The following is a 25,549-nucleotide window of genomic DNA, read 5'->3' on the forward strand; positions in this document are numbered from 1 at the left end:
CCGCTTCATGACATTTTGCCGGTTATTGCCGGCACTTTACCGAAAGCGGCCTCAGGCTTTGCTTAACTGATTAATTTAAAGCGCTGCAATGGCAAGTACTCCAGAACCTCGCCCTCTCGCCGTGATTGATAGAGCGCAAACTCCCGCACCTTAAGTCTGAGCGGCGTGACGCGCTGTTGCCCCTCAAACAGCGCCTGACGCGCCAGCGTAATATGCGGCCGATACTCAGCATGTGGCTCGGTAAAGCCCTGTACCTGACAAAACTGCGCCAGCTGTTGCTGCAGCAATAGTAAGGCTGGTGGTATCGATGAGGGCGCCAGATACAGAATTTTTGGCTGCCTAAAACCCGCCAGATAATCAAGCTCTAGCTCAAATGCAGCAGAACGAAGCTTTGCTGCTGATTGCAATAACAGCTGCTGTTGCTCAGCCGTCACCTGCCCCAGAAAAAATAACGTCAGGTGCAAGTTTGTCACCGCTACCGCTTTGGCGCCGGGACAAGCTTGCAGCGCCAGCTGCTGATAAGGCGCTAATAGCTGTTGCTGCTGCGCCGAAAAACACAAACTAAAGAACAGCCGCCGGCTTTCCACTGCTCAGCTGCCGGCACGGCCGGTTTTTGCTGCCGGTTTACCTTTGACTACCGGTTTACCTTTTGCTGCAGGCTTACCTTTTACCGGTGCCTGGCTGGCCGGCTTAGATGCAGCCTGCTCTGCTTTGGCTTTACCGTTTGCTTTGCCGTTCGCTGTGCTGTGCTTTGACCTTGCTGTGGCCTGCGCAGCCGGATTTAAGCCAGTGTGCCGCGTTAATGCCGGCTTACCACCGCGCTGTGGTCTTTGCTGCTGCTCATCTTTCGTCTCTGGCGGCACCAGACAGTCTTTACCCCGGCCAATCAGGTGCTGCATTTTCAAGCGGATCAGCGCTTCGCGAATGATCGGCCAACCTTTGGGATCATGATAACGCAGGATCGCTTTATGCAGCCGGCGCTGCCGCTCGCCCTTGGGCACCGGCACCACTTCAGTATTCGCTTTATTGATATTTTTCAGCGAATTCATTTCGGTATGATAAATGGTGGTGGCATTGGCCATTGGGCTCGGGTAGAAATTCTGTACCTGATCCAACCTAAAATCGCGCGCCTTTAACCACAGCGCCAGATTAATCATATCCAGATCGGTGGTACCCGGGTGCGAGGCAATAAAATACGGGATCAGATACTGCTCTTTACCGGCTTCTTTACTAAAGCGGTCGAACATTTCTTTAAATTTATCGTAGGCGCCCATGCCCGGCTTCATCATTTTCGACAAAGGCCCCTCTTCAGTATGCTCAGGGGCAATTTTTAAATAGCCCCCGACATGGTGCTGCACTAACTCTTTGACATAATTCGGATCTTCTACCGCCAAATCGTAACGAACCCCCGAGGCGACCAGTACTTTCTTAATGCCCGGTAAATTACGGGCCTCACGATACAGTTCAACCGTTGGGCTCTGATCGGTATCCATATGCTCGCAAATCGTCGGATAGACGCAGCTGGGGCGACGACAGGTTTGCTCGGCTTTCGGGTTTTTACAGTTTAAACGGTACATATTGGCGGTCGGGCCACCCAGATCGGAGATCACCCCGGTAAAACCGGGAACTTTGTCGCGAATATCCTTGATCTCCTGCATAATCGACTCTTTCGAGCGACTTTGGATAATTCGTCCCTCGTGCTCGGTAATCGAACAGAACGAACAACCGCCAAAACAGCCACGCATAATATTGACCGAGGTTTTAATCATCTCATAGGCGGGAATTTTCGCCTTGCCATACACCGGATGTGGCACCCGCTGATACGGCAAACCAAACACCAGATCCATTTCCGCAGTACTGAGTGGAAAGGCCGGCGGATTAACCCAGATATGCCGATCGCCATGGCGCTGCATAATGGCACGGGCACAGCCGGGGTTGGTTTCCTGATGTAAGATCCGTGACGCATGCGCATACAGCGGCTTATTCACACTGACCTGCTCAAAAGCGGGTAACTTAACGTACGTTTGCTCCCACGGCTTTTGCCGCGGCGCCTGCACCATAATTGGCTTCGCTTCGACCTCAGCGGGCTTGGTTAAATCAATACCGGCTTTGGCAAATTCGGAATAGCTGCTACAGCCAACATCATCGGCGCCATAAGGATTCGGGATAGGGTCAATTTTACCGACTTTATCAATGGCGGTGGAATCGACGCCGCGCCAGCCCGGCAACGGCTCTTTGCGAATAACCGCCGTGCCACGTACATCCTGAATTTCGCTAACAGGTATGCCCGACGCAATACGATGTGCTACTTCAACCAGCGGCCGCTCGGCATTGCCGTAGATTAAAATATCGGCCTTGGCATCAAAAATAACCGAGCGCCGTACTTTTTCTGACCAGTAATCATAGTGCGCAATGCGGCGTAAACTGGCCTCAATACCGCCGATAATCACCGGCACTTCTTTGTAGGCTTCTTTACAACGCTGGGTATACACCGTCACCGCCCGATCCGGCCGCTTGCCGCCAATATCGCCCGGCGTGTAAGCATCGTCGTGCCGCAGTTTTTTATCGGCGGTATAACGGTTAATCATCGAGTCCATATTGCCGGCCGAAACACCAAAAAACAGGTTCGGCTTACCCAGGCGCATAAAATCATCTTTGCTGTGCCAATCAGGCTGGCAAATCAGGCCTACGCGGTAGCCCTGGGCTTCCAGCATCCGGCCGACTACCGCCATACCAAAGCTCGGGTGATCAACATAGGCATCGCCCACCACTAAGATCACATCACAGCTGTCCCAACCAAGCTTATCCATCTCGGCGCGTGACATCGGTAAAAAAGGTGCCGGACCAAAGCATTCAGCCCAGTATTTGGGATAGGAAAACAGGTCGCGTTCAGGCGCCATCCGCGCTACCGGAGCAGATTTACGGGATAAGGGAGCAGTAGCAGTGGACATAAAACAAGCACCTGAGTGTTACAAGGGCGCGTATTATACAAGTTGCGCTGTAGAAAGGCGAATGCGCTGATTTCTTCGCGCTGCCAGCTGACATTAATCGCCACGCGCCGTACACTGAACTTAACGCATCTAGCGGAGCCTTACATGCCACTTCTTCGCCCCCGCCAGTTACTGGCTCTGTCACTATTGGCCGGCTTTTTAACCATGGCGCTGAAAACCCTGGCCTGGTATCTGACCGACTCCGTCGGCTTTTTATCAGATGCCATGGAATCACTGGTCAATGTTGCGGGTGCCGGTTTTGCATTATGGATGGTGACGATCGCCCGTCGGCCAGCGGATGATGGCCACCCCTTTGGGCATAGTAAAGCTGAGTATTTCTCAGCCGCTTTTGAAGGCGGCATGATTTTTCTGGCCGCACTGGCCATTTTGGTCACGGCCGGCGAGCGTTTACTCAACCCACAGCCAATTAATGCTTTGGGTATCGGTACCCTGCTTACTGTGCTGGCCAGCCTGATTAATCTGGCCGTGGCAATGTTATTGCTACGCGGCGGCAAGCACTGGCATTCACCGGCGCTGGAGGGCGATGGCAAACATCTGCTAACAGATGTCTGGACCACAGCCGGTGTGGTATTGGGCGTGGCCCTGGCCGTGGTCTTTGAACAAAACTGGCTGGATCCGCTGGTGGCGATGTTAGTCGCACTGCATATTCTGCGCGAAGGTGGCCGTATCTTACATAAAGCCATTAATGGCTTAATGGATAACGCCCTGCCCGCCGAACGGGTAGCGCAACTGAGTGAAATGCTGGCAACAATCGGCGGACCGCAAGTGCAGTTTACCAATATCAGAACCCGCGCTGCTGCTGCCCAAGCCTTTGCTCAGGCAGATTTATTGGTACCCGGCCACTGGAGCGTAGAGCGTGCGCATCAACTGGCAGACCAGGCCGAGCAGCAACTCGCAGCACTCGGCATTCAGCTTATCGTCCACATCGAACCCCACCCCTGACTTATCCACCGCACTCCGGTACCGGCCAGACCTCGGATCTCAGACCGGTACCGGAGTGCGGTGGATAAGTTGGGGTTGCTCTAAAAGGAACAACAGGTTAGGTTAGTCGATATTCTGCTATAAAAATTAACTCCTTATGTTCGAAACTCTGACTCAGATTGGTTTACCACTAGCGCTAATTTTTATTATGACCGGTGTCGGCATGAGCCTGCGACCGCAGAATTTTCACCAAGTCGCAACCCAGCCGAAAGCGTTTTTCGTCGGTGCCGTGGCACAACTGATACTACTGCCGCTGCTGGCGCTTGGTGTGATTGCGGTGTTTCAACTTCAGGGGGAGCTGGCGGTCGGCTTATTTATCCTGGCACTCTGTCCGGGTGGCACTACGTCGAACTTATATAGTTATTTATCGAAAGCCGACGTTGGCTTATCAGTATCCCTGACGGCACTGGTCGGTTTCGTGACACCCTTTACCCTGCCCTTTTTAGCCGCCTGGGCGATGCAACAGTTTTTAGGCGCCGAGAGTTTATTGCAATTACCGCTACTTAAAACCTGGTTAACCTTACTGGTCGTTGGCGTGATCCCAGTGATAATCGGCATGTTAGTCAAAGCGAAGTTTCCGCATTTTGCCGAGCGCGCCCAGCCACAAATCAGCCGTTTTTCGGTACTGGTATTACTGCTGCTGATTGTCAGTATTGCCTATGATTTAGGCGATACGCTTTGGCACTATCTGCTACTAAGCGGCCCGGCGGCGCTGGCACTAAATCTGCTGTCGATGGCTCTGGGTTATGGTTTGGGACGTTGGTTACTGCATAGCGAACAACAAGCGCGGACCATCTGTCTGGAAGTAGGCTTACAAAATGGCACCCTGGCACTGCTAATTACTACTGGTATTCTGCAAAGCTCAGCGATGTCGATTGCACCAAGCGTATACAGTTTACTGATGTTTGGCAGTGCCAGCTTATTTACCTGGTGGGCGTTAAAACGCGGCACCCGGTAAACTGGCAGCTAACTTTAACAGCCGCTGCTGATATTGCTTTAGGGCAGTCTTATCGGCAGCAGTCAAACAAGGTCCGATGGCTTGTTGCATCTGCTCGGTTTGCTGAATTTTCTGCTCTGCGATGCGCCGCTGTGACTCAGGTAAAAAGGGTAAGCTCTGGCGGGTCAGTTGTTGTACCGGTTGTAATGATTGCAATAGCGGCCAACTGCCTTTCGCGGTTAACTCTAAAAACAGCGGCGCCGTTAATTGATGTTTTGCCAGAACCTGATCAACCTCTGCCACATAGGCTTTTCCCTGCTCTTGTTGGCGCAGATCACTGGCATGCTGCTGCCAGTCACAATGCTTTTTCAACCGCAGTTTGGTTAGCCCTTGTGGATTATCCTGTTCAATAGCGACCAGCTCCGGCAACGCCGCTTCCAGCCGGGCAATATTTTGTTCAGTTAAAACTGTAGTTGCCGACACAGCAGCACTGGTTGCGGTCAGAGCGAAAACTAAAACCATTTTACGCATAATATTCCCCATTAAATACTGCTGTCGATTATTACCAACAGAACTGAATCCTACCTGAAGCCTTTTTAAGGCACCTTAACTGGTCAGAGCGGTACCGGAGTGCTGTGGATAAGTTAGCTGCTGATAATGGTAGCGATACCGAGCAAGATGAAGATTGCACAGGCGCTGCGCCGTGCCCAATCGAGCGAAATTTTTTGCAGTAACCAGCTACCGGCATAGACCACCGGCACGTTGGCGGCTAGCATGCCCAGTGTCGTGCCCCAGATCACCATCCAGACCGCATCGTCAAACGCCGCCGCCAGGATCACCGTTGCCACCTGAGTTTTGTCGCCAATCTCGGCCAGGAAAAACAGCACACAGCTGGCAACAAAGGCGCCGTACTTTAGCATCGCAGTATCGTCGCTATCGTCTTTATCCGGTATCAGCAGCCATAGCGCCACAGCGATAAAGGAGCCACCTAACAACCACGGGCCCCAACCGGCAGGGATAAACTGCGCCGCCCAAACGCCTAACCAGGCTGATGCCGCATGGTTTAATAAGGTCGCGACCAGAATACCGGCGATAATGGCGGTTTTATTGCGAAAACGCGCAGCTAAAAACAGGGAGAGAAGTTGAGTTTTGTCACCGATTTCAGCAATGGCGACAGCGGTAAAAGAAGATAATAAAGCGTCCATAATATCCTGCAGCTAGCGGGATCTTATTGACAAAAGACAAGGGCTGACTCCCGCTTTAGGTCAGTACCTTGTCTTAAGTCTCATCACACAAGCCAGCGCTGCTGAACCTGCTGCCTATACCATATGCATGCGGCACAAGTATGTTGATATAGGCGCCTTACGGCCGATTACTCCCTTAAAGAGGCGCGCAGTATAACTGTTGGTTGCAGAAAAGCCAAGCCTGTGCCCGGGAGCGATTCCCGGGCACAGCTATTAAGCTTGGCGCAGTAAACGCCGCTGCCACAAACCGCTGCGGGCCAGCAAACGCCCTGTTGCCGTGCGCAGTTTTACTAAACCATAGTAATTAAGCGGCACCAGCAACAAACTGGTCAGGGTGGAGAACAACAAGCCACCAATAATGGCAATCGCCATCGGCGCATAACTTGGGCCATTACCACCAATGGCGGTGCCACCCAGCGCCAGCGGTACCAGCCCCAAGACGGTGGTCGCAACTGTCATCAGAATAGGCTTTAAGCGTGCGGTACAGGCTTCGATAATCAGGTTTTTCAGCGGCAGATCAGGCATTAACGCCCGATCCTGATTAATACGATCAACCAGTACTATGCCGTTATTTACAACGATGCCCATCAGAACCAGCATACCGATCATCCCCATTACCCCAAGGCCAGTGCCGGTAATAAAGAAGGTCCAGAACACACCAACAAAGGAGAATAGCAAGCTGCCAATCACCGCATTGGGCATTAACAAAGACTCAAACAAGGCCGCCATCACAATATAGATCATCGCTAATGCCAGCAGCATATTCACCAGCATCACCTGCTGCTCCTCGTTCTGGCGGGTAAAGCCGCCCTGATAGGACCAACGATAACCATCCGGCAATTGCACCTGCTGCATCAGTTGACCAATTTCCTTACGCGCCTGATCCATACTGATATCTTTTTGCAGTGACAACTGCAAGGCAACACCGGTTTCGCGGTTAAAGCGACGGATCGACTGCAGCCTTGGCACCACTTTTAGCTCAGCCAGCTGCGACAGCGGAATACTGACGCCCGCCACCACGGCAACCGGTAAGTCGGCTAATTCAGACAAGGAACGGCTAATGCGCTCGTCATAAATCAGCCGGATCTGCAGCTCTCCCTGCTCGGCGCTGCGATAGGTCCGCAGATTCACGCCCCGAAGCGATAAGGCCACACTTTGCGCTACCTGATTGGCCGAAAGCCCTAAGCGCTCCAGCTCGGGGCGATTAAACAAAATCTGCACTTCCTGCTGCCCACGCGCCAGATCCGAGCGTACCTCTGCTACAGCCGGTAAGCTTTGTAATGCCGGCTCCAGCTCAGCAGCCAGTTCCAGTAAGCGCTCAGTCGAGTTGCCCAGTAAATGCAGGCGCAGCCCGCTGTTATCATTACCAAAGCTAAAACTCGGTCTGGCGCGCACCAGTGGCGGCCATTCCTTGCGAATTTGCTCCTTCAGACTATTAAGCTCAACCGGCACCTGTTCTTGTAGCAAAATAATCGAAATGGCATGCCCGGAGCGGTAATAGCTATATACCGACTCGATATAGAACTCGTCTTTGCGGCTATATAAGAAGGCCTCCATCGCTGACACCTCAGCGCGCACCTCTTCCAGGTTATAATTGCCCTGGATGTTATAGTTTAAAAACAGCCGGCCACGGTCTTCTTCATCTTCATTACTGCTACCTATTTGTGAAAAAGGCAGTGCCGCACTCAGTAATACCAGCAGCGCCAGCAGCGTTGAGGTTTTAGGCCAGTGCATCACCTTGGTCAGCAGCCGCCGGTAGCCGCGATCCAACGCTGAACCTTGCGGATCACTGACCGGCTGTACCTTAAGTTTGGTGGTCAGCAAAGGGATCAGCGTCAGGGATAACAGCAGCGAGATCGCCAGACATAAGCAAATGGCGATAGCCACATGCTCGAGGAAAATGGTCAGCTGCATCTTCTCACCGATAATATTCGGTAAAAATACGATGGCGGTGGTCGCGGTGCCGGCCAGCACCGCCAGCCCAACCCGTTTTACGCCACGCTCGGTTGCTGCACGCAGATCACCACCCAGTGCCCGCTCGCGGAAAATGCTCTCAGTCACCACAACAGCGTTATCGACCAACATACCGATCGCCAGCATCAGGCCCATCATACTGAGAATATTCAGGCTGTAGCCCATAAAATACATGGCACCCAGTGCAATCACGATTGCCGCCGGCACCGACAGCACCACAATCAGCGTGGTCGTCAGATGACGCAGGAATAAATACAACACAATAAAGGACAGCAAGGCACCGATAGCACCGGCTTGCAGCAAGTCACGCAGCGATTTGGTGACATTGTCAGCAAGATCGTCCATCACATACAGGCTGATACCATTAAAGGCCGGGTTGGCATCGGCGGCGGCCACCACCTGCATCGCGGCTTTGGCCACCTCGACCAGATTCGCGCCAGACTCTTTATAAACGTTCATCCCCACTGCATAGGTCTGGTTTAAATGCCGGCCGTCTTCGCGTTTTGGCAGCTCCAGTTCAACACTGGCGACTTCGCGCAGTTGCAGGCCCGGCCGGATCGGCAAGGCGGCAATTTCCGACAGCTCTTTGTACTCACCAAGCGGTTTTACCAGCACACTTTGCTCGCCGTTACGCAGCTCACCGGCACTTAAAGCAAAGTTGCTGCCGCGTAACTGATTTAATAATGCCGTAGGGTCAACCTGTAACGCCCGCATCCGATCCGGGTCCAGGCGGATAATCACCTGACGCTTTTCCACCCCATAAAGCTCAACTTTAGAAACACCGGGTACCCGCTCCAGCGGCCGTTTTATTTGTTGTTCCAGCAAGTCATAAGCCATCGCCAGATCGCGCTCAGAGGAGATCCGTAACTGAAATATCGGCATATCGCTGGTGTTAAACTGGAATACCAGTACCCGCTCTACATCTGCCGGCAACAAGTGGCGCACCGTATCCAGCCGCTCCCGCACTTCCAGACTCTTACTGCTGATATTCTCACTCCAGCGAAACTGCAGTGAAATATCACCACTGTTTTCATTGGCGAAGCTACGCAGTTCTTTAATACCACTGACGGTCGCCAGTGCCTCTTCCAGCGGCCGGGTGATCAGCCGCTCCACTTCAGCTGGTGTGGCATTCGGATAAGGCACATTGACGTACAACTCCGGGATATCAATGCCAGGAAACATCTCCAGCGGCAGCAGCCGACTGGCTAAACCACCAAATAACAACATGGAGATAAACAGCATACAGATGGTCACTGGTCGGCGCAGTGCCACCCGGGTTAACCAGATTGGCTTTTGCTCGTCCGCTGCCGATCCGGCGTGATTGGTGCTGGTTTGCGTATCGTCTAAAGGCTGTTGGCTCATAGCGTTGCCTCCTGCTCTACTGCCACAGCCTTATCCCGCTGCAGGCTATACAGCACCGGAATAAATACCAGCGTTAACAACGTGGCCAAACTTAAACCGGCGATCACTGTGATCGCCATCGGGGCGCGGATTTCACTGCCTTCACCGGTGCCCAGTGCCAGCGGCAGTAAGCCCAGTACTGTGGTCAGGGTGGTCATTAACACCGGGCGCAACCGGCTTTGCCCCGAGGCAATAATGGCCTCCTGCAGCGCCAACCCTTCAGCACGCAGCTGGTTAATACGGTCAATCAGGACTATGGCATTGTTGACCACGATCCCGGCCAGCATAATTAAACCGATAAACACGATCACCGACAAACGGGTATCGGTAAGCCAAAGCCCCAGTACCGCACCTGCCCCCGCCAGCGGCACCGTAAACAGGATCAACAAGGGTTGCAGCAGATTTTCAAACTGCGATGCCATCACCAGATAGACCAGGAATACCGCCAGCAGTAAGGCAAACATTAATGAGCTGTACGCCCGCGCCATCTCTTCACTTTGCCCCATCACCAGCGCCTGTTGGCCCGGTAATAAGACTAACTGTGCCAGTGCGGCTTCGGCGGCAGCGGTCGCCTGCTCCAGATCGCCATAAGCCAGGTTGGCCGTCACCAACGCCACCCGCTGCTGGCCAACCCGGGTAATTTCACTGGGACCGACTTCGCGACGAATTTGCGCCACCGCACTTAACGGCAAGGGTTCGGCTGCACCAGGATTGATAATCAACTCGGCCAGCTGCAATTCATGTTGACGGTACTGCTCATCCAGCCGCACCCGGATATCAATTTTGCGGTCATGCAATGAGTACTGACCGGCCACTTCACCACCGATATAGGTGGCAACGCGGCGCGCGACCTGCTGCGCCGTCATCCCCAGCTGCGATAAGCGGGCATGGTCAAAATACAGGGTCACTTCCGGCTGACCTGGTCTTAGGCTGGATTTAATATCGGTAAAGCGATTATCCGCCTCCAGCAAATTAACCAGCCGTTCAGCAGACTCAGACAGCTGGGCCAAATCATAGCCACTGATCTCAATTTCCAGCGGTGTACTGAAACTAAACAATTGCGGCCGGTCAAAGCGGCTCGTTACCCCTGGCAACAATGCCAGGGTGCGGCGTAATTCTTCCTGCACCAGGGCTTCATCGTCAGCATTGCTATGCTCTGCCATCACCACATGCAGGCGGCCCCAATGGCTGCCGCCGATCGCCGGATCCACTGACATTTGGACACCGGTACCGGCTAAACCATAGCTGCGTTCTACCACCGGATACTGCTTCAGTTGCCCGGATAATTGCTTTAACAAGGTATCGGTTTGCTCAATAGCTGTCCCGACCGGTAATTGCACATCGACATAGAACTCGCCCTGACTCAGCTGCGGGATCACATCCGCGCCCAGGCGCGGCAACAGACTAAAACACAGCGCCGCAGCGGTTAGCGTTAAAGCCAGGGTCAGCGTTTTGGCTGCCAGCGCAGCGCGTAGCAAGCGCAGGTAGAGCGCTTCAATTGCTTTTAACAGCCCCTGCACCAGCAATACCGCAGGTCGGAATAACCAATAAGCCCCCTTGGCAATGGCTTTGCCCAGCAAGCTTAGTAACGTCAGCAGCGCCAGCACTGAAAGATGTAGCAAACGCCCGGCCGCACGCAGCGGCAACAGCGGCCAGTGATACCAGCGGCTGGGTTTCAAGGAGGGTAAAGGCGTGATCTCGGTTGCTGCAGCGCCTTTTTGCCAGGAGCGCGCGGCCATGGTTGGGATCAGGGTTAACGCGACAACCAAAGAGACTAACAAGGCAAAGGTCACCGTCAGCGCCTGATCGCGAAACAGCTGGCCGGCAATGCCTTCGACAAATACCAGCGGGAAAAATACGGCTACGGTGGTCAGGGTGGAGGCCGTGATCGCCATCGATACTTCACCGGCGCCCTTACGCGCCGCGTCTTTCGCCGGCATGCCCTGCTCTTTATAGCGGGCAATATTCTCCAGTACCACGATGGCATTATCCACCAGCAAGCCAACTGCCAGCGCAATACCACCCAGACTCATCATATTTAGCGTAATATCCTGACCGTACATCAGATTAAAGGTGGCGATCACTGACACCGGGATCGATACCGAGATAATGACCGTCGCCCAGACGTTACGTAAGAACAGATACAGCACCAGCATCGCCAGGATACCGCCGATAATACCGGCCGATTTCACGTCGCTGATCGCCTGTTTAATAAATTGCGACTGATCATAGAGCACATCCAGCTGATAACCGGCTGGCAGCATCTTTTTCAATTCGTCGAGACGGGATAACAAGCCTTCGGCGACCTTTACCGTATTGGCATCGCCTTCTTTATAGATCGCCAGTTCAATGCCCTGAGCGCCATTGATATAGCTGATACTCTGCCGATCGGCAAAGGCATCCTTGACCTGTGCCACATCCTTTAACCGGATCTGACTGTTACCAACGGTGGCCAGATACAGATTTTCAATTTCCGTTAAATTGGCAAACTGATTGATCGTCCGCACCAGATAATCATAAGCCGGAGTTTCCAGCCGGCCACCGGCCAGGTTGATATTTTCGGCTTTTAAACGCTGGGTGATCAGGCTGATATCCAGCTGCAGCTGGCTGAGTTTTTGCGGGTCGACCAGGATTTGGATCTCCTGAGTTAAACCGCCATCGGGCCGCACGGCGGCAATACCCGGAAAGGACTCCAGTTTGCGGCGGAATTCTTCTTCGGCGAAAGTGCGCATTGCCACTAAGTCAGCCTGGTTCATCTCCGGCTTGGACAGCGATAAGCGTACTACCGGATCTAAATTAGGGTTAAAGCGCAGTAACAACGGCTTTTCGACATCCAGCGGCAGGAACAGGACATCGAGCTTTTCCCGCACTTCCAGCAAGGCCAGATCCATGTCAGTGCCCCAGTCAAATTCCAGCACTACGTCAGAGCGACCGGCACGGGAGACCGAGGTGACTTTACGCACGCCTTTGACGATACCGAGTGCTTCTTCTACCGGCTTACTAACCAGTTGCTCCACTTCGGCCGGTGCGGCACCGACGTAGGTGGTGCGCACCGTTAAACTGGGATAAGACAAGTCAGGTAACAAATTAACCGCTAACCGACCTACTGACACCATCCCAAACAGCAGGATGGCAAGCGTGAACATCCAGACCGTGACCGGACGGGCCACGGCAGTTTCTACTAGTTTCATCTTCTCGTCCCTGTCAGAATTCGCGCTCAGATACGACTTTGACCAGGCTTTGCTCTTTTAACGCAGCATGCCCTGCCACCACGACCTGCTCTCCGGCTTCGACGCCGCTGATAATTTCCACTACGTTATCGGCAGTGTAGCCCAGGGTCACCGGCCGGCGCACAATACGGCTCTCGGCATCCAGTACCAGTACACCCGGCAAATTATCCAGTGTCAGCAGTGCCCGCTTTGGCACCAATAACGCGTTGTCACGGGTATCAAATTTAATTTCTACCTGGCTAAACATCCCGGCTTTTAACTGGCGCGCGCTGTTGTCAATTAACAAGGTGGTACGCACTGTGCCTGAGCTGGCATCCACCACCGGCGCAACCCGGCTTACCGCCGCCTTAACTTCCGGCACACCGGCAAAGCTCAGCACCGCCTGTTGTCCGGCTTGTGCTTGCAGCACTTGCTGCTCAGGTAAATGCACAACGGCTTCGAGCTCGGTTTCGCTAACCAGATGAAATAACGAATTCGGCGTTAACTGGCTGATCAGTTGGCCGGCCTTAACATAACGACGGGCTACGACACCAGCTATCGGCGCACGAATTTCGGTTTCCCGCAAATTCAGCTCTGCCAGCTCAACTGCAGCCTGCATTGCCGCAACCTGCCATTTTAATTTTTCATACAGATCGGCACTGACCAACTGGCGCTGATGCATTTCCGTCATCCGGGTCAGCTCTGAACTTAAGCGACCTAATTCCGCCCGCTCTTTCGCCAGTTGGTGACGCTGCCGCTCATTTTCCAGCACCGCCAGTAATTGTCCGGCCTGTACCTGATCGCCTTCTTCAACCAGGATTTTCTGCACCAGCCCACTGCTTTTCGCCATCACTTCGGCTTCAGCACGGGCCGTTAAGGTGGTGGTAGTACGGTAGCTACTGCTGATGGCGCCATTCTTCGCCACAGAAATTTCTACCGGCACTGCGACTTCAGTCGCAGCAGTCGCATTAATACTACTTTGCGCCTTATTACAACCGGTTAAGACTAAGGTACTGCACAGCACGGCGGCCGCAAGCGGCATTATCGTTTTCATTTTCGTGTTCCTTGCATAAAGGGTTGATTTCAACCCGTTACTGTTAATCTGACGCTTTCTAAATTGCAGCCACTATGCCAATAGTTTAATAGATTTAAGATCAGCTACTTAGCTTTAAATTGTTACAAATCACGACAATTGAAACACCAAAAAATAGTAAAACACACCACCTTTTAGGCAAAATCCGTTTATTCGTCGTGGGCGCTGCCACAGCCGTACAGATCAGATCAGCTCATCGCAAGCCAGCGTTAGAGTCTGTACTCTAAATAATAATCGTTCTATACTGCGCACCTTTTGTCCCAACAAGGTGTACAACTTATGCTAAGAAAAACCTCGGTCGCCACTGCCGTTTTAGTGGCACTGAGTAGCCTGACTGTGCAGGCGGAAGGTTATAAATTACTGGAGCAGTCTGTCAGTAGCATGGGCAATGCCTATGCCGGTCGCGGTGCACAAATTACTGATGCGACATTGGTTTATTCCAACCCTGCTGCCTTAACCGAGCTTAAGGGCGAGCATTTATCCGGTGGCTTAAACCTGATCCATGCCCGTACCCGCTACAGCGATGCCCAGGCGGTAAATGCCCGCGGCCTGGAGGTGACAGGCCGGGATCACGGTAAGGTATTGCTAACCGAAGTGGTGCCTTTTGCCTTTTATAGTCAACAACTGAACGACGATTTAAGCTGGGGCCTCGGCTTTTATGTGCCCTTTGGCCTGTCATCTAACTACCAGCAAGACTGGGTTGGCCGCTATTTTGCCGATGAAACGGCCGTTCAGATCGTAAGTCTGCAACCGGCGCTCGGTTACAAATTAACTGACTGGCTCTCCGTTGGTGGCGCCATCAGTCTGAACCGCGCTGAAGGCACCTTATCCAAGTACAAAGATCACTCAGGTTTATGTGAGCTGGGTAGCGGTATTGCGCAGCTGGCCGGGCGCGATCTGTCTAACGCCGCCTTCTGTGATAGTCATTATGAAGTCACAGGCAGTGACGTTAGTCTGGGATATACACTGGCACTGCATGCCGAGCCGCTAAGCGGTACCCGGCTGGCGCTGATTTACCATTCTGCGGTCCGTTATACCCTAAGTGGCGACTCCGAAATTACCAATACTCCTATTACGGCAGCCACGGCAGGCAATACACCTGGGCTTATCAGCGTTGCTCCGGGCCTGCCCCTGGTGGATGCTAGTACCGGGCGTTTTGCTGCCCGCGACTTGCTTACGGAACGCAGTAAACTGGCGCTGACCACACCTGCGACCCTGACCTTTAGTCTGGATCAGCAACTTAATGCCAAATTCAGTGTACAGGGTAGCGTGCTGTGGACTGGCTGGAGTGTATTTAAAAGTATCGATATCGTCAGCAAAGATGCCAACCCCAGTATCTCCCTCAGTACCGGTGCCCAGTTAGGTGGCACGGGTTACATTGGCTATATCCCGGAATACTGGCACGATACCTGGTCCTTTTCGCTCGGCGCAACTTATCAGTATCAGGCTGATTTAACGTTACGTGCCGGTATCGCCTATGACGAAAACCCGATCCACACAGTTCACAAAACAGCACGGATCCCAACCTCAGATCGGATCTGGTTAACCACAGGTTTAACCACCCGGCTCTCTGCCCAGAGCACGTTGGATCTGGCCTACGGCTATATGTTTATGGATGATGTCGCCATTAATGAATTTGAGTATGGTGTTGCCGATAACCGGCTGAATCAGGCCAACCTGCAGGCAAACTACCGCAACAAAGCCCATGTGCTGGGTGTGCAGTTTAACTATCAATTCTAAGGCGTTCTGCCATCTTATTGCCCGCTGGCTTTCAGCGGGCGTTCACGCCCTTTTACTATACTATCGCTACTAAACTATTCTTATCGATAGCAGTCAAATTCAGGTACACTGCTACCAGATTGATCTGCAGCAGACCAAAGGCCGTTCAATAGCCAAAGGCTGTATTACCGGGGGTCCTATCATGAAATTGTTGCCAACCGCCTTGTTACTTTGTGCCAGTTTGTTGCTGGTTGCCTGCGCCAGCAGTCCGCGTCAGGCCAATATCGATTATGATCGTAGCGTCAATTTCAGCCAGTACCAGCGCTTTGCCTTTTATCAGGCAGCGCCGGCAGAAGGCGAAGAGGCCGCCAAGCCAGCCTATGATCCGCTGCTGGAACAACATTTTAAAACTGCTATCAGCCGTGAAATGACCGCCCTGGGTTACACGCTGGACGAGACCGCACCGCAGTTACTGGTGAACTACCTGACCAATGTTGAAAACCGCCAGGATGTGCGCAGCTCGCCTTTTAGTGTTAACACCGGCTTTGGCTTTTTTGGCCGCAACAGCGCTTTTAGTGTTGGCTTTCCGCTCTATGGCGGCGTAGAAAAGGTCGACTATAAAGTGGGGTCAGTATTAATCGAAGTGATTGATGCCTCAGCCAATAGAGTGATCTGGCAGGGGATGCTGGAAGGTCGGCTATCCAACAAAGCTATGCAGCAACCGCAGCAGGCGATCAACGATACCGTCAATCTGATTTTTCAGCGTTATCCAACCAGACTCGTTAGTCAGTAACTGACTTCGCAAAAAAAAGCGGGGGCCAAAGGCCCCCAGCACTCAATCGCAGAGTAATATCCAGGAAGGAAGGTATAACGGCTGCTATTATCCGGTAGCAGCATGGCAGTTTTATGACGAATAGCTTGCAGAATAATGAATTCGACGCCGCAGCAACGGGCAGTGCAACCTCAGCAGATGGCAAACGCCTGGCGCTGCTGATTGCACAAAGTGGTTTATGTTCGCGCCGGGCAGCCAGCCGGTTAATCACGGCCGGCCGGGTAAGCATCAATGGCCAACCGGCCAGCCATACCCTGCACCTGTCCGATGCCAGCACCATCTGTGTCGATGGCAAGCCCTTGCCTACCCCGGCCAAGCTAAGCTATTACCTGTACCATAAACCTGTGGGTATTGACTGCAATATCCGACCCGAAGATCCGGCCAGTATCGCGGCGGTACTTCGCGATTTACCTGCCAGGCTCTACCCGGTTGGCCGGCTGGATAAGGACTCGCGCGGCCTGCTGCTACTAACCAATGACGGTGCCCTAACCCAAAGGTTATTACATCCGGGTGCCAAACACGCCAAAACCTATTGGGTTGAGGTGGATAAACCTCTTGCGGCAGATCTCAGTGCTCGTTTTGCAGCAGGTATCAGTTGGCAAGTCGGGCCGCATCGCTACCAGGCCCAGCCCTGCCAGGCGCGGCCGCTTGGCACAAGCCAATTTGAAGTTATCTTATATGAAGGCCAGAACCGGCAAATTCGTTATATGTGTCGCGAGCTTGGTTATCGGGTACAGGATCTGTGCCGGGTGGCTATTGGCGATCTGGCGCTTGGCAGCTTAGAAGCAGGCGAGCTGCGACCGCTTAGTGCTGCCGAGCTGGCATCGCTGTAGCTGAGTGTTGCCGCTTAAGTCGCCATAGCAGCAGACAAAGTAATAACGTCAGGCCATACATTAACAGCGAGCCTTTCACCACGCCCAACCACTGCCCTGCCTGCCAGAACGGCTGCAGATATAAAGTCCCCGAGCTGGCGCCCAGATAGTAAAACACCAGATAAAGCGCACTGGCGCTGGCCTTAGCACGGAGCGCATGTTGACTAACCCAGCTACTGGCCAGTGAGTGACATAAAAAGAAGCCAAAGGCACTGATAAAAAAGCCTGCGCCAATCAGCACTAAGCTTTGCCCCAGGGTAATGACCGACCCCAGCATCATAATCAGAATACCGGCCGCCATGGCGCCGGGTGCAGACAAGCGCGCCGCAATTTTTGCCGATAATGCTGAGCCGACAGTGCCGGTTAAATAGGTGACAAACAGCAAGCCAATCAAACTACTACTCAGGGAAAACGGTGCCGCCGCCAGCACGAAAGCGATATAGGTATATTGATTTAAAAACACCAGAAAATTCAGGCCACCAATCAAGTACACCAACAATAGCAACGGCTGGCGCAGATGAAACAGGTTATCACTTAAGGCTTGTTTCAGCCGGAATGGTTGGCGCTGAAATTGTAACGAGGCGGGTAAATAACGCCATACCAGCCAGCAACTCAGTAAACCCAGCAGCGTCATTGGATAGAACACCCACTGCCAGTGGCCAAGGTCGGCCATGGCCCCCGATAATAAACGGCCGCTGATACCGCCCAGCGAATTGGCACTGATATAAAGCCCAACCGCACTGACCAGCGCGGGTTTGCTGTACTCTTCGCCCATCCAGGCAATGGCAATAGCCGGCAGGCCACCGAGAAAAAGCCCCTGCACCGCACGCCAAAACAGCAACGCCTGAAATGACGAAACCTGACTGAGGACCAGCGTACTGAGCGTCATGCCAACCAGGGTGATTAACAGCAGTTTTTTACGCCCCCAGGCATCGGATAGCGCCGCATACACCAGTAACGACAAGCCCAGACACAGAGTACCTATGGTATAGACCCAGCTTACCGTTAACGCCGAGAGCTGAAACTGTCGGCTCAACTCCGGCAAGAGCGGTTGCATCAGATGCAAATTGGCAAATACCGCAGCGGCGGCCACACAAAGCGCCAATGCACTGCGATAAAACGCTGCCGATTTATATTCAATCAAAGCCGGTGATCCTGTTTCTACTCAGAGCCTTATTGTAACCGATCCCGGGCGCCATCGGATGCGTAATGGCAAAGTTAGCGCCAATATCGACTTAAAACCCAGTCCAGGCTAAAAAGTGCAGAAAATCGAAAGATTAGTTGGATTTATTGCACTGGTCTTACCGCAACCGCGCCCATATCTAGCCCGGACTGTAATTAACAACCCTAAACTAACCGGAGTGCTATGAATACCGTATTCTCACCAATAAAACTGGGCGCTGTGGCGCTAAAAAACCGCATCCTGATGGCACCCTTAACCCGCTGCCGCGCTACCCTGGACCACTACGCCACCGAACTGATGGCCGAGCATTATGCCCAGCGTGCCAGTGCCGGTTTATTAATCGCAGAAGCCACCATGATTGCGGAAGGCAACTCTGCATTTTACCGCGAACCGGGCATTTACTCGGCCGCGCATGCCAATGCCTGGCGGCAGGTTACTCAGGCTGTACATGCGCAAGATGGTAAGATTTTTCTGCAGCTTTGGCACGGTGGCCGCGCCTGCCACCCGGCCTTAAATAACGGCAAGGTGCCGGTTTCAGCCGGCACCGACGCCATCGACGATTACACTCACACGCCGGAAGGTAAAAAAAGCTACACCGCGCCGCGGCAATTACCGACTGCTGAGATTGCAGAGGTGGTCGAGCAATTCCGTCAGGCAGCGATTTACGCTAAACAAGCCGGCTTTGACGGTGTAGAAGTGCATGGCGCCAATGGCTATTTAATTGACCAATTCCTGCGAGATGGCATTAACAATCGCACTGACCGTTACGGCGGCAGTCTGGAAAACCGCGCACGCTTTTTAATGGAAGTGCTGCAGGCGGTCATCAGTGTCTGGGGCGCCGATCGGGTGGGCCTTCGCTTATCACCGCTAAACAGCTTTAACAGTGCCAAAGACAGTGATCCTATTGGCCTGATCAGCTATCTGGCCAAAGCATTAAGCCCATTAAAGCTGGCTTATCTGCACCTGATGCGCGCCGACTTTGCCGGCCTGCAATTTGGCGATGTCGTAAGCGCCACCCGCGCTTATTATCAGGGGCAACTGGTGGTAAATATGGGCTATGATCTGGCCGAAGCCAATCAGGTGATTGGCCTTGGCAAAGCCGATGCGGTAGCTTTTGGCAGTGCCTTTATCGCTAACCCGGATCTGGTCGAGCGGCTGGCACAAGGCCTGCCATTGGCCCAGCCCGATGTTGCCACCTTCTACACCCACGATGCCAAAGGCTATACCGATTATCCCCGCGCTTCGGGGTCAGATACCGAAGCAAAGAAAGCAAAGACAGGGCATTAGTATTTCAAAATTGTTTGGGCTTCGGTATCTGACCCCGAAGCTCGCTTGCAGCTGGCTGTCAGCTCGGGTACAGTTATCAGGTCAAGAATGGGGTGAGATCGGCAGATCTGGCCCCTTTTTACCTTTATATACTAATAACGAGAAATGACTTTATGCATGATGCATCCTGGCGGGACTTACCCCCGCCCACACCCTTCTATCGCTGGATGGTGTTGCTGTTTGTCAGCCTGGCGATGTTTGGTAACTACTATATCTATGACTCCTTATGGCCTATTGTTGACTTACTGCGCGAACAGCGCGGCTTTAGTTATCAACAAATTGGTTGGCTTTCTACCGCCTATAACGTCGCTGCGCTGCTGGTATTACTGGCCGGTGGCTATCTGATTGACCGCTGGGGCACCAAAAGGGCTATTACACTATTCGCGCTCATTTGCTTATTTGCGGCTGTCGTAACTGCCTGGAGCCCAAACTTTGAAATGATGCTGGCCGGCCGTTTCTTACTGGGCCTGGGAGCAGAACCGCTGATTGTGGCGGCTACCACAGTACTGGCAAAATGGTTTAAAGGTAAGGAACTGAGCTTTGCCTTTGGTATTAACTTGTCGATTGCCCGTTTAGGCTCTACTGCCGCCGATTGGTCGACCGGTTTTGCCAGCCCGCTGTATGCCAACTGGCAAGATCCATTATGGCTGGCCACTGCGGTAGCCGGTATCTCGGTAAGTGCCGCTATCCTGTACTGGATTTTAGAGCGCCGCGCCGAAGGCCGTTATAGCCTGGGTGTAGCGGAAAATAACGAAAAACTGGAATTTAAAGGCCTGTACAGTTTTAGTGCCTCTTACTGGTATGTGGTCGCGCTGTGCGTCGTGTTTTACGCCACCGTCTTTCCGTTTCGCAGCTTTGCCATCGACTACTTTCAACAAGCGCATGGCCTCGACCGCGAAGCTGCCGGCATATTAAGCAGCATTCTGCCAGTCTCCGCCATTATCGCCACGCCACTATTTGGTCTGTGGGTAGACCGTATTGGTAAGCGCGCGCTCTTTATGGCTGCCGGCTCACTGGTGTTGTTGCCACTGTTCTTAATTGTCACCTATGCACCAGCCGGCCCGCTGGTTGGTATTAGTATTCCGTTTATTGGCAGTGCTATTGTGCCATTGACCTTACTGTTAGTGATTACAGTACTGGGGATCGTTTTCTCATTGATCCCGGCGGTAATGTGGCCTTCTGTTGCTTACATCGTCGATGGCCGCCGCCTGGGTTCTGCTTATGCGCTGATGACGTTCTGTCAGCAAATTGGCTGGGCAATAGTGCCGCTGACTATCGGGTTCTTAAACGATCGCTTTTTGGCCGGGCCAGAAAATATTGCTGGCTATACTCCGGGTATGTGGCTATACACGGCACTGGCGTCACTGGGCTTATATTTCTCTTATAAACTATGGCGCACCGAACAAGGGCCTACAGGTCATGGCCTGGATAGCATTACCAGCAAAAGTGCCGGGTAACGCTGATTAAGCAGCAATAAAAAGAGGGAGCTAGTCATGCTCCCTTTTTTTATTGCCACAGCGCAAAAAATCAGCAAAAAAAAGCTAAAGTTTAATCACAGGCAGCCGTTAACCCGTTAAGGCCAAAATGTAACAGGAGCGCCCAGATGAGTACCATTAAACCAGATGCCGCAGTAAACGCCAGTCGGCCCAGTGGTTATAAGACCGAATTACCGGCTACAGCGAACGCAAAGGCTCAGGAAAACTACAGCCAGATGCTGCAGAAAACGGGTAAAGATGTGCTTAACCAATCCATTATGCAAGCCAACGAGAAGGTTGCGCTGCAAAGCGGTAACAAATCGCTTAGCTTGCTTTATAAAACCGCGCTGGAAGGCATTAACAAAGAACTGGAACCGATTTTCGGTAGTAATGCGGCGCAAAAAATTTATGACTCTGGCATCGACACCTCGCCAGAAGCAACCGCAGGGCGCATCGTCGGTTTTGCCACCAGCTTGTTTACTCTTTACCAGCAACAGCGGCCATCAGCTGATCAAGAGCAACAGCTAAATGATTTTATGGACATTATTGGCAAAGGGATCGAAAAAGGCTTTGCCGATGCGATTAATATTCTTCAAGGTTTACAGGTATTTGAAGGCGAGGTTAAAGCCGGGGTCGACAGCACCTACGAACTGGTAATGCAGGGATTACAGAAATTCCGGGAACAGATGCTGGAAAGCTTTAAGCAACCCGAGCAAGCAGAACAGTCGAAAAGCTAACTTGAACAAGCAGGCCCTCGTTCAGTATCGAGGGCCTGCTCACCAGCCCTATTCGGCTCTGGCCGCTGGCAAAGACTCGATGCGGGTAACCAGCAACTGGTCGATTTTATAACTATCAATGTCGACCACTTCAAACTTATAACCACCATGCAACACGAAGTCAGTCCGTTTCGGGATCTTACGCAGGCTATACATCATAAAACCGGCGATGGTCTCGTAGTTTTCTGCATCCGGAAAACTGTCGATATCCAGTACCCGCATCACATCCGCCAGTGGGGTTAAACCTTCCACCAGCCAGGAGTTATTGTCACGGGCGACAATTTGCTCTTCCTCAGAACTGACCAGCTCCCCCATCACAATACTCATCACATCTTTTAGCGTAATAATGCCCACCACCAGCGCGTACTCATTTAAGATAATCGCAAAATCAATACCGGCCGATTTAAAATGCTCCAGCGCCTCATATAGGCTTAGCGTGTCAGGAATAATTAAGGGTGCCCGGACTATGCCATCTTTGCTAAGTGAGATCGGCTGATTGTGTAATACCTGCATCAGAATATCCCGGGTATCAACATAACCGACAACCTGATCCAGAACTTTGTCACAGACTAAAAACTTGGCATGCGGATGCTCAGCAATTTTCAATTTAATATTGTCTTGTGACTCATCTTTGGTAAAGAAAATCAGACTTTCCCGCGCCGTCATCGCTGAGGTCACAGTACGCGATTCCATATCAAAGACGTTTTCCAGTAGCTGATGCTCGTGCTGTTGTAACACTCCGGCCTGTGCGCCCGCTTCCATCATCGCCAGAATATCATCCGGGGTGATGTCATCTTTACGCATGGTCGGTACTTTAAATAAACTGAAAAACAGATTGGCCAAACCATTAAATAACCAAACAAAAGGCCGTAGCAACATCACCAGCAATAACATCGGAGACACAATACGCAGTGCGATCTGCTCCGGTGCAATCATCGCTAGCCGTTTGGGCATCAGATCAGCAAACAGAATAAACAGTGAGGTTACGAAAAAGACCGAGAGCGTAAAGGCTGCAGGCTGCACCCAGGCTTCGGCACTAAGCAACCCTAACAACGCCGCGAAATAGGGGGTAAAGGCCGATTCACCAAGAATACCGCCAAGGATCGCCACGGCGTTCAGACCAATCTGCACCACAGTAAAAAAATTTCCGGGATGATCCTGTAACTGCAGCACTTTTTCTGCCCGCTGGTCCCCTTCAGTCGCTAACATCCGCAGCCGCATTTTGCGCGAAGCCGCCAGCGCAATCTCTGAAATAGAAAAAAAGGCACTGGCTGCGACCAGCATAAACATAATTAATAAGTATTCGAGGGTGGTCATAGCTGTTCCGTTACATCCATCAATTCGGGCCTGATGCACAAATATTGTTGCCAATTATACGCGATTTGAAAGTATATTTTTTGACAACCTAGACTTTGGCGTAAAATTTCGTTACAAATATCAGATAAATCTGCTGTTTACGGCACTATTATAACTATGTTAAAGCCGGCGTTATTCTTTCTGCTGCTTCTGTGTTTAAGCTTTAGCTTCAATACCCAGGCAGACAATCCTCCCCCCGGAACCGATCCCGTTCTGGAGGCTCAGCTTGACCAGTATTTAGCACAGCAATCTTTTGATGCCGATGTCGCTGTCAGACAAATTCAGGCAATCCTCAGCTCAATGAATGAGCAGACCCCTTTAGAAACGCGGGTACGAGCCCAAACCTATCTGTTATTCAACTTTTTGTATCAACGCCAGGAACCACAGACACAGCAAGCCTTGGATGATTTACTGGCGATAAAACAACAGCAGCCGGGTGCTAATGCGCTAGCCGAGATTATTGCAGCGGAATTAGAAGTACATATCCAACGGAATCAACTAAATGAAGCCTATCTTTTGGCTGATAGCCTAAGTGAATTGCTTGCGGATGCCCGAAACCCACGGGTACTTTATTGGGTGCATGCTCTGTTAGGGCGTTTATACCGCATCGACGGTCAGTATGATAAGGCGCTGGTGCATTATGATGCAGCACTGGTGGCCTTAATGACAACTAATGATGAGCGCACCCTAACCCGCCGCAGTTACTTGAATCTGCAAATAGCCCTGGTTCACTCAGAGTTGCAAAACTGGCAACGTGCCCGCCAGCTAATGGAAGAGCTGGTTAGCGAGGCCAAACAGCAAAATCAGACGCAGATCCTACCTGACTTATATTTATCGCTGGGGTATGTGTTAGCTGGTCAAAAAGATTATACCGCGGCGGAGGCTATTAATAAGCAGGGGCTTGAGGGTGCCCGCCAGCAAAATAATCAGCTGCTGGCGCTGACTTTTCTCAATAATCTCGGCTCTATCTATATTGAGCATAAAGATTACCCGTCAGCACGTCAGGTACTCACTCAGGCGCTTACCGAAGTTCTACCATTAAACGATCCTGATAATGAACAGATTATCCGTTTTAACCTCGGCTATATTAAGGCAATACAGGACGATGCCGAGCAAGGACTGGCAGAAATGCATCAGGCGTTTTCTTATTATCAGCAAAAGGGCAATAAAGCAGAAATTGAAGGCTATCTGACCTGGTTCGCCAACGCTTATCGTGAGCTAAAAGACTATCAAAAACTCGCCGACACACTGGAGTGGCAACTGCGATTGCGCGAAGAAATCATGTCTGAAAAACGCGAGAAAAGCATCAGCGATCTGCAAACCCGTTATGATATGAAAGCCCAGACGCAGCGGATTACGATACTGCAGCAACAAAACGAACTACAGCAGCAGTTACTGGAGAATAAGCAGCTACAACAACGCATTACCTTGCTGTTTATCCTGTTAATGTCACTCGCTGCGGTAATGCTGGTGCAACTATACCGCAAAGTACGCCGCTCCAACCTACGCCTACGGGAGATGAATAAGCAGTTAGAGTATCAATCCATCCGTGACCCGCTTACCGGTTTGTTTAACCGCCGTGCTATGCAGGAAAAGATGGCAAAACGCCACCAGGAGCCTCAGGCTGAACATTGCAGTTTATTGCTGCTTGATATCGACTTCTTTAAGCATATTAACGATCATTACGGCCACGCCGCCGGCGATGCGGTGTTAGTCGAAATCAGCAAAAGACTAAGCGCACTTTGCCAGGAAAATGAACTGGTGATTCGCTGGGGCGGCGAAGAGTTTTTACTGGTGCTACAGCGTCCGCAACAAACGGCTATTGATAGCCTGTGCCAAACCTTATTGCGAAAAGTGTCCGAGTTACCAGTCGAATTTGAAGGTAAGACGATTCCGGTAACCATCAGTGGCGGCTTTATCAACCTGCCTTTTGCAGGCGTGCCAGAGCATCAATTTAACTGGGAGCGGGTACTTCAGGTAGCCGATATGGCGCTATACCTTAGCAAGGTAAACGGCCGTAATCAGATAAATCTGGTCACAGGTTTGCGCGTGCCATTCAGCGAAGCAGAACCCCATTTACAATCAGACCTGTCAGGCGCCATCCGCGAGCAGATGATTCACTACCACACCATCGCCGGCTAACTTATCCACAGCACTCCG

At 52.1% G+C, this 25,549-nt stretch carries 18 protein-coding genes; 9 read left to right on the plus strand and 9 right to left on the minus strand.

The annotated features are described in order from the left end of the window. Positions 1-62 precede the first annotated feature (62 nt). Both thpR and H1D31_RS09940 read right to left on the minus strand, forming a co-directional pair. Complete coding sequence (thpR, locus tag H1D31_RS09935) at positions 63-587, minus strand: RNA 2',3'-cyclic phosphodiesterase (protein ID WP_008608094.1); 525 nt, start codon at positions 585-587, stop codon at positions 63-65. 3 nt (positions 588-590) lie between these two features. Continuing rightward, the gene (locus H1D31_RS09940; protein ID WP_039925259.1) at positions 591-2,900 is read right to left on the minus strand and encodes a YgiQ family radical SAM protein; all 2,310 of its coding nucleotides are present in this window, start codon (positions 2,898-2,900) and stop codon (positions 591-593) included. A 195-nt stretch (positions 2,901-3,095) separates the two neighbouring features. Between H1D31_RS09940 and H1D31_RS09945 the strand changes: the two genes are divergently transcribed. Then, positions 3,096-3,953, plus strand: a complete 858-nt coding sequence (locus H1D31_RS09945; RefSeq protein ID WP_261258197.1) for a cation diffusion facilitator family transporter — start codon at positions 3,096-3,098, stop codon at positions 3,951-3,953. Positions 3,954-4,089: 136 nt separating this feature from the next. Further along, a complete protein-coding gene (locus H1D31_RS09950; protein WP_261258199.1) occupies positions 4,090-4,950 on the plus strand; it encodes a bile acid:sodium symporter family protein in 861 nt (286 codons plus the stop codon). On the opposite strand, the gene H1D31_RS09955 is transcribed toward H1D31_RS09950, so the two are convergent. From H1D31_RS09955 to H1D31_RS09975, 5 genes are all read right to left on the minus strand, one after another. Continuing rightward, positions 4,930-5,460 carry a hypothetical protein gene (locus H1D31_RS09955; RefSeq protein WP_261258201.1) on the minus strand — a complete coding sequence of 177 codons (531 nt, stop codon included), beginning with the start codon at positions 5,458-5,460 and terminating at the stop codon, positions 4,930-4,932. The genes H1D31_RS09950 and H1D31_RS09955 overlap by 21 nt on opposite strands. A 113-nt stretch (positions 5,461-5,573) precedes the next feature. Continuing rightward, a complete protein-coding gene (locus H1D31_RS09960; protein ID WP_008608085.1) occupies positions 5,574-6,134 on the minus strand; it encodes a TMEM165/GDT1 family protein in 561 nt (186 codons plus the stop codon). 252 nt (positions 6,135-6,386) lie between these two features. Then, on the minus strand, positions 6,387-9,509 hold the full coding sequence (locus tag H1D31_RS09965; RefSeq protein ID WP_261258204.1) for an efflux RND transporter permease subunit: 3,123 nt from the start codon (positions 9,507-9,509) through the stop codon (positions 6,387-6,389). Beyond that, complete coding sequence (locus tag H1D31_RS09970; RefSeq protein ID WP_261258206.1) at positions 9,506-12,739, minus strand: efflux RND transporter permease subunit; 3,234 nt, start codon at positions 12,737-12,739, stop codon at positions 9,506-9,508. The genes H1D31_RS09965 and H1D31_RS09970 overlap by 4 nt, the downstream gene beginning before the upstream one ends. Before the next feature lie 13 nt (positions 12,740-12,752). Further along, positions 12,753-13,811, minus strand: coding sequence for an efflux RND transporter periplasmic adaptor subunit (locus tag H1D31_RS09975; RefSeq protein WP_008608082.1), 1,059 nt, complete (start codon positions 13,809-13,811; stop codon positions 12,753-12,755). Between the two features lie 318 nt (positions 13,812-14,129). On the opposite strand from H1D31_RS09975, the gene H1D31_RS09980 reads away from it, so the two are divergent. From H1D31_RS09980 to H1D31_RS09990, 3 genes are all read left to right on the plus strand, one after another. Continuing rightward, complete coding sequence (locus H1D31_RS09980; protein ID WP_261258209.1) at positions 14,130-15,590, plus strand: OmpP1/FadL family transporter; 1,461 nt, start codon at positions 14,130-14,132, stop codon at positions 15,588-15,590. A 181-nt stretch (positions 15,591-15,771) separates the two neighbouring features. Further along, entirely contained in the window at positions 15,772-16,362 is a 591-nt protein-coding gene (locus H1D31_RS09985; RefSeq protein WP_008608079.1) for a DUF4136 domain-containing protein, read from the plus strand. Between the two features lie 113 nt (positions 16,363-16,475). After that, the gene (locus H1D31_RS09990) at positions 16,476-17,234 is read left to right on the plus strand and encodes a pseudouridine synthase (RefSeq protein WP_261258211.1); all 759 of its coding nucleotides are present in this window, start codon (positions 16,476-16,478) and stop codon (positions 17,232-17,234) included. On the opposite strand, the gene H1D31_RS09995 is transcribed toward H1D31_RS09990, so the two are convergent. Further along, on the minus strand, positions 17,206-18,417 hold the full coding sequence (locus tag H1D31_RS09995) for an MFS transporter (protein ID WP_261258213.1): 1,212 nt from the start codon (positions 18,415-18,417) through the stop codon (positions 17,206-17,208). The genes H1D31_RS09990 and H1D31_RS09995 overlap by 29 nt on opposite strands. 222 nt (positions 18,418-18,639) lie before the next feature. Here H1D31_RS09995 and H1D31_RS10000 point away from each other — a divergent pair, with 222 nt between their 5' ends. From H1D31_RS10000 to H1D31_RS10010, 3 genes are all read left to right on the plus strand, one after another. Continuing rightward, positions 18,640-19,743 carry an alkene reductase gene (locus H1D31_RS10000; RefSeq protein WP_261258215.1) on the plus strand — a complete coding sequence of 368 codons (1,104 nt, stop codon included), beginning with the start codon at positions 18,640-18,642 and terminating at the stop codon, positions 19,741-19,743. A 152-nt stretch (positions 19,744-19,895) separates the two neighbouring features. Continuing rightward, complete coding sequence (locus H1D31_RS10005) at positions 19,896-21,239, plus strand: MFS transporter (RefSeq protein WP_261258217.1); 1,344 nt, start codon at positions 19,896-19,898, stop codon at positions 21,237-21,239. 146 nt (positions 21,240-21,385) lie between these two features. Beyond that, positions 21,386-21,994 (plus strand): DUF5610 domain-containing protein, encoded by a 609-nt coding sequence (locus H1D31_RS10010; protein WP_261258219.1) that lies wholly within the window; start codon positions 21,386-21,388, stop codon positions 21,992-21,994. A 48-nt stretch (positions 21,995-22,042) separates the two neighbouring features. Here H1D31_RS10010 and H1D31_RS10015 read toward each other — a convergent pair whose 3' ends face one another. Continuing rightward, positions 22,043-23,350: a hemolysin family protein gene (locus tag H1D31_RS10015; RefSeq protein WP_065956392.1), complete on the minus strand. Its 1,308-nt coding sequence runs from the start codon at positions 23,348-23,350 to the stop codon at positions 22,043-22,045. A gap of 339 nt (positions 23,351-23,689) precedes the next feature. On the opposite strand from H1D31_RS10015, the gene H1D31_RS10020 reads away from it, so the two are divergent. Beyond that, positions 23,690-25,531 carry a tetratricopeptide repeat-containing diguanylate cyclase gene (locus H1D31_RS10020; RefSeq protein ID WP_261258220.1) on the plus strand — a complete coding sequence of 614 codons (1,842 nt, stop codon included), beginning with the start codon at positions 23,690-23,692 and terminating at the stop codon, positions 25,529-25,531. The last annotated feature ends 18 nt before the right edge of the window (positions 25,532-25,549 follow it).

It is taken from the genome of Alishewanella sp. BS5-314 (assembly GCF_025377695.1).
GTDB lineage: Bacteria > Pseudomonadota > Gammaproteobacteria > Enterobacterales > Alteromonadaceae > Alishewanella > Alishewanella aestuarii.